Origin of the sequence: Prevotella scopos JCM 17725 (assembly GCF_018127785.1) — a bacterium.
Lineage (GTDB): Bacteria > Bacteroidota > Bacteroidia > Bacteroidales > Bacteroidaceae > Prevotella > Prevotella scopos.
Window position 1 is genome coordinate 1,079,910 of sequence record NZ_CP072389.1, and the last position, 13,315, is coordinate 1,093,224.

The 13,315-nt window shown below is 45.0% G+C and carries 7 protein-coding genes; 4 read left to right on the top strand and 3 right to left on the bottom strand.

Annotation, left to right across the window (positions count from 1 at the left end; translation table 11 throughout):
* Positions 1 to 25: 25 nt before the first annotated feature.
* The 4 genes from J4856_RS04150 to rbr all read left to right on the top strand — a co-directional run bounded on the left by J4856_RS04150 (position 26) and on the right by rbr (position 4,413).
* Positions 26 to 1,090, top strand: a complete 1,065-nt coding sequence (locus tag J4856_RS04150; protein ID WP_025837607.1) for a LacI family DNA-binding transcriptional regulator — start codon at positions 26 to 28, stop codon at positions 1,088 to 1,090.
* A 171-nt stretch (positions 1,091 to 1,261) separates the two neighbouring features.
* Positions 1,262 to 2,545 (top strand): Na+/H+ antiporter NhaC family protein, encoded by a 1,284-nt coding sequence (locus J4856_RS04155; protein ID WP_025837604.1) that lies wholly within the window; start codon positions 1,262 to 1,264, stop codon positions 2,543 to 2,545.
* A gap of 51 nt (positions 2,546 to 2,596) precedes the next feature.
* Entirely contained in the window at positions 2,597 to 3,412 is an 816-nt protein-coding gene (locus tag J4856_RS04160) for a hypothetical protein (protein WP_025837602.1), read from the top strand.
* Between the two features lie 347 nt (positions 3,413 to 3,759).
* Positions 3,760 to 4,413, top strand: a complete 654-nt coding sequence (gene rbr, locus J4856_RS04165; RefSeq protein WP_025837601.1) for a rubrerythrin — start codon at positions 3,760 to 3,762, stop codon at positions 4,411 to 4,413.
* A 485-nt stretch (positions 4,414 to 4,898) separates the two neighbouring features.
* Here rbr and J4856_RS04170 read toward each other — a convergent pair whose 3' ends face one another.
* The 3 genes from J4856_RS04170 to J4856_RS04180 all read right to left on the bottom strand — a co-directional run bounded on the left by J4856_RS04170 (position 4,899) and on the right by J4856_RS04180 (position 12,838).
* Positions 4,899 to 6,116 carry an MFS transporter gene (locus J4856_RS04170; RefSeq protein ID WP_065367927.1) on the bottom strand — a complete coding sequence of 406 codons (1,218 nt, stop codon included), beginning with the start codon at positions 6,114 to 6,116 and terminating at the stop codon, positions 4,899 to 4,901.
* Between the two features lie 273 nt (positions 6,117 to 6,389).
* On the bottom strand, positions 6,390 to 9,662 hold the full coding sequence (locus J4856_RS04175) for a glycoside hydrolase family 2 TIM barrel-domain containing protein (RefSeq protein WP_234967222.1): 3,273 nt from the start codon (positions 9,660 to 9,662) through the stop codon (positions 6,390 to 6,392).
* An 83-nt stretch (positions 9,663 to 9,745) separates the two neighbouring features.
* On the bottom strand, positions 9,746 to 12,838 hold the full coding sequence (locus J4856_RS04180) for a glycoside hydrolase family 95 protein (protein WP_234967224.1): 3,093 nt from the start codon (positions 12,836 to 12,838) through the stop codon (positions 9,746 to 9,748).
* Positions 12,839 to 13,315 lie beyond the last annotated feature (477 nt).

The window sequence follows — 13,315 nt, forward strand, 5'->3', positions numbered from 1 at the left end:
AATATTATATTCACTTCCCATATTTATGGCAGAAAAGATAAGAATCAAAGACATTGCAGAACGCGCAGGTGTAAGCGTTGGAACAGTTGACAGAGTATTGCATAAACGTCCGAATGTATCGGAATCGGCACTAAAACGCGTGGAAAAGGTGCTAAAAGAAATGAATTATCAGCCAAATGTATATGCGAGTGCGCTGGCTTATAACAAGAGTTACACGTTCTATTGTCTGATTCCAAAACATAGCAGTGAGGCTTACTGGGAAGAGATTGAGATTGGCGCACTGAAGGCGGCAGAGGCGCGCAGAGACTTTCATGTCGATGTAGAGATTATGTATTACAGCCGTTTGGACCCTCATTCTTATATTGAAACCTACCAGAAATGTCTTAGGAAGAATCCCGATGGTGTTATCCTCGTGCCTACGACAGTGGAGCTGACACGCCAATTCACAGACGAATTACATGACCGCAATATTCCTTTCATCCTACTTGACTCTTATATGCCATCGCTGCAACCTCTGTCATTCTATGGGCAGGACTCTATCCAGAGTGGACGATTTGCAGCACGAATGTTGATGCTCATTGCACAAAAGGAAAAGAGCATCATGCTTATGAGGCAGATAAAAGACGGAAAGATGGCGAGCCGTCAGCAGGAGAATCGTGAGGTGGGCTTCCGCCATTATATGGAAGAGAACTTTCCTAACGTGGAGATTATTGAGGTAAACCTCCCTTTGGATGAGGAACGAAAGCGTTATGACCATATACTGGAAAAGTTTTTTAGCGAGCATCCAGAGATACACCATTGTATCACCTTTAACTCGAAAGCACATATCGTGGGTAAATTCTTACTGAAGACCCATCGTAAGAACGTTCAGATAATGGGCTATGACGTGGTGCATAAGAATGCTGCTTGTCTGCGAGCTGGGAGCATTTCGTTCCTCATTGCACAGCATGCCTACCAGCAAGGTTACTTTAGTGTTGACTCTCTCTTCCGTGCTATTGTGCTGAAGAAGAAAGTGGAACCAGTCAACTACATGCCTATCGACTTGCTGACAAAAGAGAATATAGACTTTTATCATAGGGAGTGGGATTAGAGAAAGCCTTTTCCAACCCCTCCGAAAGGAGGAGAGCGCTAATGGAGAAAAGTTAAGAACATATTAGATAGGGTGATTCCATGGAGAACGCTTTACAGATCTCCTCCATTCAATGTTATACACCCAACAGTAGATTCCACTACAAACATTACACATACAACCAACACAGCAATGACAGAAAACAAAAAAGGACTCCTTGCATTGAGTCCGTTACTTGTATTCATCGTATTATATCTGGTCACCTCCATCCTCTCAGGCGACTTCTATAAGGTACCGATTACTGTGGCTTTCATGGCATCGAGTATCTTCGCTATAGCTATCTCTGGAGGTTATCCACTTGCGAAACGTATAGAGATATACAGCAAGGGAGCCAGTACGGACAATATGATGATGATGATGTGGATATTTGTTCTTGCTGGTGCTTTTGCTAATTCAGCCAAAGAGATGGGCAGTATTGATGCAACGGTCAATCTGACACTCTCCATCCTACCCGATAACATGTTGCTACCGGGACTTTTCCTTGCAGCCTGCTTCATATCAATCAGTATCGGAACGAGTGTTGGAACCATCGTCGCCCTAACGCCTATCGCAGCTGGTATCGCCAGTTCAACAGGTAGTTCGTTACCTTTTGTTGTAGCAATCGTTGTGGGCGGATCGTTTTTCGGTGATAACCTGTCGTTCATCAGCGATACAACCGTTGTGGCAACAAGGACGCAGGAGTGTAAGATGGCGGATAAGTTTAAGGTAAACTTCTTCATCGTCGCACCTGCTGCCGTTCTGATTCTCCTTGTCTATATCTTCATGGGAAGAGACTTACACACGATGGGACAAACCCAAAGTGTCGATATCTACAGAGTCATCCCTTATATGGCAGTGTTGGTATGTGCTCTCTTTGGTATGAACGTGATGGCAGTACTGACCATCGGCATCCTCCTCACGGGTATCATTGGTATCGCTGATGGCAATTACGATATCTATGGATGGTTTGGAAGTATGGGAACAGGTATCACTGGTATGGGCGAACTCATCATCATCACGATGATGGCAGGTGGAATGTTAGAGATCATCCGTGAGAATGGAGGTATCGACTACCTCATAAAGATAATCACCCGCCACGTCAACAACAAGCGCGGTGCAGAGTTAACAATTGCATTCTTAGTAAGCTTAGTAGATATCTGTACTGCAAATAACACGGTGGCAATCCTTACCGTGGGCGGTATTGCAAAGCAGATTGGCGACCGCTATGGCGTAGATAAACGGAAGGCAGCCAGCATCCTCGACACCTTCTCTTGTTGTGTACAAGGCTTAATCCCATACGGCGCACAAGTGCTGATGGCAGCAGGATTGGCAAAGATAAATCCAGTTAGCATTATCCCGTTCCTGTATTACCCGATGTTAATAGGCGTCACCGCCTTCTTCTCTATTATCTTCCATTATCCACGCCGTTACTCATAACATATCACCCAACACCCATCACGCCCCATGAAATCAATCGAATCATCCGAAATGGACATCATCCAACGCAACTTCTTCCGAATCTTAAGTTCGGGAGCTTTCGCCACACAATCAAACCTTGAACCGATGTCGGCTTTCAAATGGAGAAGACTCATTCAAATGGTTGAAGCACAACAGGTGATGCCTGTCTTCATCAATGGTATTGCAAGACACTCCTTGGATGAAGGACTTAACCTGCCTGAGAGTATCATTGCTGATATCAAAGCTAAAAACGAGGAAAGAAAAACCTTGTCAGCAAGAATACCTAAGACTGTCAGATTGAGCAACACCTTATTAAATCGAAGACTGAAAAATCTTATCTACAACGAGCTCCATAGTATCGACACCTCTGTTGAGACGCTCGACCTATTGAAGCTCATCGTCTCTAACTCTGAAACCATGTTTACACGTGGTATGAACTTAGGTGGTATTATCACGATGGGAGAATATTTGAGAACACGAGGAAACAAGGTTGACTTTGTCAAACTAGAGCCTTGGCTGAGGACTTTACAGCTGCAAGCCATGGCTGAACTTCAAGGCAATGTCCTCATCTCCGTCTTTGGTTTTGAAGAAGACGAAATTCCCTTCGTAACAAAGAGTGACCCGAATGCTTATCGCCTGACACTACGAAGCATATCCGACCTAGCTAAAGACACTGCGCACGAATGGCACTTTAAACAAACCTCTACAGGCTTTGTTCAAAACAATGGTGCTGTGCTCCGTCGTAACCTCAGCCGTAGCCTCCGCTACGTAGGATATGCTCCCATTGAGACAACCAGTAACTTTCTCAGCAACTTCGTCAGAAGCCTTTCTGAGATAGAGGAATAGACAAGGGTTATACCCCGCCCCACCCCCTTCAAAGAGGAGTGTTGGGAACAATTATACTTATCTACTAAAAACTCGTCAACCAAACCAAAGAAATAGCTTGGTAATTCATAATTCCGAATTATGATTTGTATTTATCCATCGTCTAAATAGCCCTTTCCAAACAAAAAAATCGTGAATGAATGATGAATGTTTAAGAAATAATTAATACCTTTGCAAACGAAAGATTGAAATTATTACAGGAAATATAGATAACTCTTAAGTGCTGATAATCAGTTCACATCAGTCTATCTCATCTATCAGGATAAGAAGTAATACAAAAACATTATAACATTATAAAACAAAACATTATGAAAAAGCAATTTATATGTACCGTTTGCGGTTATATCCACGAGGGAACAGAGGCTCCAGCAGAGTGCCCAGTATGCCACGCTAAGGCAGCAAAGTTCAAAGAGTTCAACCCAGCAGCTTTGAAGGGTACTAAGACAGAGGAGAATCTCAAGAAGGCTTTTGCAGGCGAGAGCCAGGCTCACACTAAGTATCTTTACTATGCTTCAAAGGCTAAGAAGGACGGCTATGAGCAGATTGCAGGTTTCTTCGAGGAGACAGCACGCAACGAGAAGGAGCACGCAAAGATCTGGTTCAAGTTCCTCCACGAGGGTGGTATCCCTACAACTACTCAGAACCTCGCTGACGCAGCAGCAGGTGAGAACTACGAGTGGACTGATATGTACGACGAGATGGCAAAGGTAGCTATGGAAGAAGGCTTCCCAGAGTTGGCTGTTAAGTTCCGTGGCGTTGGTGCTGTTGAGAAGCACCACGAGGAGCGTTACCGCAAACTTCTTAAGAACATTGAGGACAAGGTTGTCTTCTCTCGTGATGGTGACTGCATCTGGCAGTGCCGCAACTGTGGTCACATCGTTATCGGCAAGAATGCTCCAGCTGTTTGCCCTGTATGTAACCATCCACAGAGCTTCTTCCAGGTTGAGGAGTCAAACTACTAAAATAACGTAAGGATATCATCCTTATAGCGTTAAACATATAGTGCCAAGAATCGAAAGGTTCTTGGCACTTTTTTTTTGTAAACAAGTAGATGAGTGAACAAGTGGACAAGTAAACAGGTTACTTGTAGATAGCGTAATTTAAGACAGAGTAACAGAAGAACGGCTTTAATTCAGAGTTCATAAGTCACAATTCATAATTATGGCTCTATAATGAATCATGTGGGTGATTCGTCATAGAGCCAAAATATTGTCAGAAAGTATAGTCTCGAACTAAACAAAATTTCAGATTAACCTTAGTCTTAATACGCTTAACGCACATTAGATCCCTACCCTTCCATATACAGCAATGGTGTTAACCCTTCGCACATGTGGTGCATACCATCCGCACCACATGTGCTAAGCATCCGCACCACACGTGCTAAGCACCCGCACCACACGTGCGGAATATCAATACACAACCTACACGATTCATTATTGAGCCATCATTATGATTTCTTTCTAATCTTGTAGCCTGAAAGCCCGTAGTAAAGGATGAAGAGGAAACAAGGAACGCTAACCCAGTAAGAGGTTTGGAAAGAGGTTGCATCCTGAACCACACCACGTAACCATGGCATCACAGCACCACCAGCAATTGCCATTGTCAGCAATGAAGCACCCGACTTAGTAAACTTACCGAGGTCTGCCATTGCCAAAGGCCATAACGCAGGCCACATCAGTGAACAACCTAAAGCCATCAAGAAGATGCAATAAACGGAGATAACAGGATTTGGTACGACTGCAACAGCCACACTACCAACGAGCGCAACGATAGCGCAGATACGCATTGCAGCAGCCTGTGAGAGATAACGTGGGATGAAAATCACACCACAGATGTAACCGACAATCATACCCACTGAAGGGATAAATCCGTAGTTATCGCCATCCAAACCTAACGATTTCGCATAACCCGTTGCGGTAGCCAGTGAGATAGTCTCTACTCCTACATAAAGGAAGAGCGCCAAACAGCCTAATAACAAGTGTGGGAACTGCAAAATACTGGTCTTACCATCAGCATAGGAACTTGCTTCTACCTCGTCATTGCCCTCGCTATCGTCCTCGCCAGCAGCCTTCACATCAGGCAGTGGAGCCATCAAGGCAATAACACCCAAGAGTAAGAAGATACCAATGATGATAGCGAATGGAACGTAAAGGTCGCTCAGCTGTGTCTCTCCGATTCCTTTACCAATCACCAAAGTTATGAAAAGAGTTGTCACAGGCCATGCCAGTTTGTTACTGATACCCATACAAGAGATGCGACGAGCAGCAGAATCCATCGGACCGAGTATGGTCACATAAGGGTTGACTGATGCCTGCAGAACGGCATTAGCAGCACCACTGACAAAACTCGCAATGAGGAACCATGTCAGAGAGTTCTGTTTCGCTGCGAGGATAAAGAGTCCAAAGGCTGCAGCAAAGATGACGAATGACAGCGCCATCGTACGCTTGTAACCGATTGCCTTGATACAATGTGTGGCAGGAATACCGAACAACAGGAACGGAACGAAAGTCGCTGCTAGTAACAGACTAGAAGCCGCACCAGAGATATGCATAGACTCTTCCAATACTGGCATCAGATAAGAGTTGATACCCAAGGCAAAGCCTATAGAGAAGAAGAACAAGCCGATAATAACTAATGGAAATAGATAGTTACTTTTTTGTTCCATAATAAAGATATTTTTTATTTATTGCTTCATAACAAACGTTATGGTGATGTTTCAACAAACGTACGAAGCAGCCTTACCTACTTACTGACCGATGTGTCGGTTGACCCGCTTGTTGCTTTGCGCTTGGATATTTACCGCTTAGTTTACATTCACCTTATCCCCTGACTATAGAGTCCTTAGCCGGAACTTCAGGGAGCCTACGCCCCCGAGAGAGCATAGACTTGTGCTATTATTGTCGTTGGGATTTCTACGGCAGAAATTCCTCTTGCGTCATCATCTGCCGTTTCCGTAAGGGAGGAAACGCACGGTATTTGAGTAGGTTTTTCCCTTCTGAATCTCATATTTCTCCATAGGACCAGGACCGCATGAACCATTACCAAGACCACGCTGTACGGCATCGAAGTGAGCTACGGTGCGGTTACTTGCCGGCAAGTTCCACTCGTGGCGTGATTCGCGCAATTCTCTTTCTGTCCAAGGGCCCAAAGAGAAAGCTACATCACCCGCAGCCTCTACCTTCACACCCGTTCCCTCACTATTAGTGAGCGTGAGCCAACGCAGACCGACGCGGTTGCCATTGCTCTGTGGATGTGCGAATGGTTCATACATATCCTTCACTGACGTCTCATAGATACCGAAGTCAGCACCATCGTGGCGGTCAGCATAGTTTGCCTCAGGACCACGTGCATAGTAGCGCACCTTTGTCAGTTCCTCTGGGAAGTTCAGACTAAAGCCAAGACGCCTTGCACCATCACCCTGTACCTCGTACGTGCTGGTGAGGTCGATGGTCCCGTTAGCATTGATAGTATAGTTATAAGAAGCCTTACCATATTTACCATTCTGTGATACATTCACCATAGCAGTCTTACCATCTCCAGAGAGTTGGAAGTTAGCCGTCTGTGAAGTCACACCATTATCAGTTGGGTCATTACCATACGCCTCCATCGGAGCATCATTCTCAATCCAGCGATAACGGTCAAAGCGAGGACCTTCATTCTGCACAAAGAGGTTCTTACCATTGTAAGACCACTCCGTGATATTGCCCTGCTTATCGAATGTCACCTTCTGCTTGTCATTAGCATAAGTGTAACCACCATCCGCATTACGCATTGCATGGAGTGCCTCAGCCTTAGCGTTATCAACGGCAGCGAGGGTAGTAGTGCCTGCTGCTAACTGCGCTTGGAACTGCGCAACTGGGTAATCACGTCCGCACAACTCGGTAGCCTCCTTTGTATAAAGACCAATATTGAGGAAGAGTTCCTTACCCGCCAAAGAAGAAGTATCATACTTCAAGTCAACCATCTGTCTGCCACCCGCAGCGCAGTTGAGCTTCTTGAAGGTACCATTCTGTACTGGCTTACCATCAGCGAGGAGGGTCCACTTAAGGTAGAACTTATCGAGGTTGCTGTCTAGATACTTATTTGTCAGTTTCAACTGATGAGTTGCTTTATTCAGGTCGAAGCCTACCCATTGGTAAATACGCTTCACCTCATCCAACTCAGCACTCCATTTACGATCACCATTCACCAAACCATTGTTAACGAAGTTGTACTGATGAGGACCTGGGCAGTCGAAACCAGTGATATAAGCTGGGAAGCCATTGCGTGTCAACTGATTGTCACGGATAGCCTCGTAAGGATAGATACTCTGGTCAACCAAGTCCCAGATACAACCGCCAACGCCCATTTTAGAGCCTTCCATTGCCTCCCAATATTCGCGAAGATTACCAACAGCGTTACCCATAGCATGTGCATACTCACACATGAAATAAGGCTTATCTGTGTTTGGATGGTTCACATCAGAAGTCACAGGACCGGTTGTCTCACTACGCCATTTGTCCATTGCAGGGTACATGACAGAGTGGATATCGGTACCCTCAGCCTTATCGCGTGTAGAACCCTCATAGTGGATGTAACGATTATCAAGTTTGCGAACGGCATCGTAAGCCGCCATGATATTCTTACCAGAACCACTCTCGTTGCCCAGACTCCAGAAGACAACACTTGGGTGGTTACGGTCGCGGAGCGTATTGCGTACGTTACGATCAACAATAGCACCCGTCCAATCAGCGTTATTGATGATTGTCTTTGGACCCTCCCAGTTCTTGTGAAGTTCCATGTCAGCCTCATCTACAACGAAGAGTCCATAGTGGTCGAACATAGCCATCATCTTTGCTTGACGTGGATAGTGGCTGGTACGGAAAGTATTCATGTTAGCCTGCTTCATCAAAGTGATGTCACGCATCATGAGGTCGGTGCTGAACGTACGACCATGCAATGGGTCAGTATCTTGTGAGTTAGCACCTTTCAGATAAGTACGACGGCCGTTAACCTCGAGATAACCCTTGCTAAGGTCAATCTTTCTGAAGCCATACTTCGTTGAGAAAGCCTCCTCCTCCTTGCCGTTCTGCGCCTGGCTGAAGGTGAAGGTGTAGAGGGTTGGAGTCTCTGCTGACCAAAGCTTTAAGCCAGTGAGTGTACCAAAGTCTACAGTCTGAGTCTTCAGGCTGTCGCCAGCTGCAAAGACAAAGTCGGACTTCAGTTTCTTTATTTCTTTTCCATTCGGTCCAAAGAGCGTGACGGTTATCACCTTTTGTGTTGCTTCTTTATCGCGGTTGCAGACAGTTAGGTCAACTGAAACGGCTGCACTACCTGTAGCTGCAGTTGTTGCACCCGGTGTGACGGTTGACTTAATATAATGGTCAGCCAAATAGGTCTTTGGTGTTGCCACGAGATAGACATCACGATGAATACCACTCATGTGCCACATATCCTGTCCTTCAAGATAAGATCCATCGCTCCAACGAATCACCTGTACGGCAACGTTGTTCTTACCCGTACGCAGATATTTTGTTATATCAAACTCGCTGACGTTGTTAGCTCCTTCGGTATAACCAACCTCATTACCATTTACATAAACATACGCAGCAGAGTAGATGCCATCAAAGTGAAGGAAGACACGCTTGTTCTCCCAGCCGGCAGGCAAGGTGAAGTCACGACGATAAGAGCCTACAGAATTCTTCAAATCACCCTTCATTTTGATGTGAGGTTGATTATCCTCAAACGGATAATCTACGTTCACATACATAGGCTTACCATAGCCTTTCATCTCCAAACAAGAAGGAACAGTGATGTCATTCCATACTGAACCATCAGTGCTGACACCATCCCCCCAGAACTCATCCTTACCCAGCAGTACTGGCTTTGGTCCCTCGTTCCAACGCAACTTCCATGTACCATTAAGGCTAAGATAGTTGGCTCCTGTTGGTTCCAACCAAGGTTTATCGTAACGCTGTGCATCAGCCTTCATCGCCTTTGTTGATGGGTAAGGCATATAGGTAGCATGGCCCGTCTCCTTGTTACGCTCAAAGACCTTTGCATTCTCCCAGTCGAGACTCTCAGGTGTAGCCACTGCAGGAGTCCCTGACACAGCAACATGCTTCCACTTCTGTGCATCGTTGCCTTCGTTTCCCCAGTTGCCAGCCCACAGCATGGTTGGCAAAAGCGCCATGAGTAGCGCAAGAAGACTGTAATTTCTTATTGTTTTCATTTAATTAAAAGATAAATAGATGTTTCTTAAATAACCCAAAACTTCGTCAAATTATTGTGACTGGGAATAGAAATGTGATATAATTAATTGATTACTTTTGAACTACTTATCGCACCATTGTTGTACTTCATCTGTTTGATATAGACACTATGACATTGTAACTGATTGTGTTTTGTGCCGTCAAGTGTATAATAATCTACTGAAGCAATGTTGCCATCTGGTACACTCTGTAAGGCTGCAATGGCGTTTGCCTGCTTAGAAACGAGGATATATTCGCCCCCTTTCACCGTTGGGAAACTGATTTCATCATCGCTGATACGCTTCACCTTTACAGTCTTTCCGTTTGCAGTCGTCACCTTGAAGTCTTTTGCTACACCAGCATATCTCACCACACAATTGGTTCCTGCGTTAGAGACAATCTTCACCTTCGTAGCCTTAGCATCCGCCCAAACGATGTCAATGGTGAAGTTGCCAACCGCCTTTAAGCCCTTGACAGAGCCTTTCTGCCAGAACGTTGTTGGCAAGGCAGGAAGAATCACGAGCTTATCATTGTAGCTCTGGAGCAGCATCTCAGCCACACCAGCGGTGTAACCGAAGTTACCATCAATCTGATAAGGGGCATGAGCGTCCCAAAGGTTCTCATAAATACCACCTGCGCCCTCGTTTACTCCAGTGTCCCAAGTTTGTTGTAAAGCACGTTTGATGAGGTTATGACAGTGTAGTCCCTCGTAAGCACGAGCATTGAGATTAATCTTATGACCGAGTGACCAGCCTGTTCCATGACCATCACCACGCGCTATCAGAGAAGCACGAGCAGCCTGGAACACCTTACTATCGGCATCCTCACTGATCTGTGTACAAGGGTAAAGACCCATCAAATGTGAGATATGACGATGGTTCTTATATTCGTTTACACCAATCTTACTTGGATTATTAAACTGTGAAGTGTACTTCCACTCACGAAGGTAAGTTTGTCCGTCTGTAGGATTCACCTCCGTATGGCAACCATCATCAAGCTTAGCAAAGTAGGTGGCGAGGGAATCGCGGAAGGTCTTTGACACTACACCATCACCGAGCACATGAATAGCTTTGCGAGTGTTATTGAATAAATCCCAAACCAACTGCTGACTGTGTGCAGTAGCGTTCTCCGTTGGTCCATGTTCTGGCGACCATTCGTTAGGACACTCGTAGGTGCCATCAGCAGCCTTCACCAGTTTCTTAAACCAATAGTCAACAGCCGTCTTCATGGCTGGAAAGGCCTTCGTGCGCAGGTACTCCTTATCCATCGTGTAGGTGTAATGTTGCCACAGATGCTGGCAATACCACGCATTAGCAACAGTATAGGTGTTGGCGAAGGTTGTACCAGAGCCATAGATATTATTCTCAGTTGGTAAGGTCCAACCTGTGTTCACGTGCCCCATGTCCTGTGCAAAGCGGCGCCATGTTGGCTTCACACACGCTTCACGATAGATGTAATCAAGGAAAGGACGATGAAGTTCAGAGAGGTTGGTTGGCTCTGCAGGCCAGTAATTCATCTGTACGTTGATGTTTGCATGGATGTCAGCGTGCCATGCTGGGGTATTATTGTCGTTCCAAATACCCTGCAAGTTGGCTGGGAGTGACACTCCACGGCTCGAACTGATGAGCAGATAACGACCATAATTGAAGTAGAGTTCTTCTAGGAAGAGGTTGTCATGCTGGTTGTCACGATAGTTGCTGATGAGCTGTGGCGTTGGAATAGTATTCTTCACGTCTCCGAGGGTGAGTTGACAACGCTCAAAGAGCGACTTATAATCGACCTTATGTGCTGTCAAAACTGCATCGTAACCCTTACGCTGTGCACCATCAACAGTCTTTATAGCACGACCTGCAAGGAGGTTAGCTCCAGACACATACGCTGGTGCATCTGGGTCGAAGTCGGTCAAACCACGGAGATAAACGGTCATGCTATTGGCACCTTTCACCTCAATAACGCCCTTATCATTCTTCGTTATCATACCGCCATCTGTCACGATACGCGCAGCACAATAATAGCTCTCTGGTGCTGCTGCACCATGATCATCTTGGCGAGCTATCTGACCCTCAAAGGTAATCGTTGCTTGATTGTTGTTATCAACATTGTAACTTACGTTACGTCCGTTCTGATTCTTCAACGTAAGTGTAGTATTGATTTTACCCCCTTGTGAGGCAGTATAACGAACAACCACACAGCTATCAGGATTGCTTGCGAAGTAAGTACGGCTATACTCTACCCCATCCATCGTATATTTCACACCTGCCACAGCATCGTTGATATCAAGGTAACGCACATAGTCTGTCACCCATGTCAGACCACGACTACGTATATAAAGATTACCAAAGTTAAGGTAATAACCGTATGCAGCCGTGCTCGTCAGACCACCAAGCTTACCGCTCCAAAGTGTCTTGTCGTTAAATTGTACGTCGTCAATGGCAACATCGCCCATTAACGTTGCACCAAACTGACCATTACCGATAGGCAAACAAGAGGTCATCCAGTTGGTTGCAGGCTTTGTGTACCAAAGCGTATATTTGTTTTCAGGGTTGAAGGTAGTAATACCTGTCACCGGTACCAATTCGTCAGCTGGTACAAAACGAACCACATTACCACCATCGCCTAAGTCCCAGAAGCTGATATATTTGCCTTCACCAGCACCTTGGTACATGTTAAAGAAGTTACGACCTGAGAACGCCTTACCAATCTCGAAGCCTCCCAAAGCGTTCTTCGACTCCACCATCGTAAAGAGCGTATCCTTAGAACTGCGTTCCTTCGATGCGTTGACGTAGTCGTTGTTGATATAAAGAATCTTTCCGCTCTTGCTAACGAAAGCGTATTTGCCGTTAGTCTCAGACACACGCCACAGCATGTCATCAAGATTACCATTATGCAATGAGGCTGTTTGGCAGGTTGCCTTCTCGCCCTTGGCACTCAAGAGCCAGTTACCCGTCTGGAACTGGATATAATAATAAACAGGGTTTGCTGCTGTTGAAATCGTAGGAAAGTAATATGGGAATACCTTGTCTTCTTTGCTACCATAGGTCAACACGTTGTTAATGTCGCCTTTGGTACTAACGAGAGGAAGACGATGTGCCAAACCGTGTCCGATACTTACGGCAGACAAAAGCAGAGAAGCGCAAATACTCTTACAGATATTCATAGAAGATAAAGAATAGAATCAATCGAAATATTATATGTTTGATTATAAGCAGAAAAGGGGTTGCATCAAAATCCTGCCAGTGGCAAGTTATGGAATGACGCTTATCATGTTCTCATCCTTGTGCCTCCTGACAGGCACACACACGTGTGCACCTTTCTTTTGATACAGCCCCTAAAGTTATTGATTGCGAATTACTTCACAACACAATGAAAATAGAGAAACAGCTTTATCATATTTTGTAATAATAATTGGTTCTTATTTTATAAAAGTTGTTATTTTAATATACTGTTAGGTTTTGTTTCTAGGTTCTATTAAAATGATTTTTTTATCTCTTTAAAGCCAATGGCAAATATAAACATATTCTTTCAGATATTCATTGTTGCAAATACAATATTTAATATTATTAACAATAAGCGCAAAGAAAAGTGAGAAAGATAATCGAAACAAGCCTATCCATAGCTCTTCCATCTGATGGAG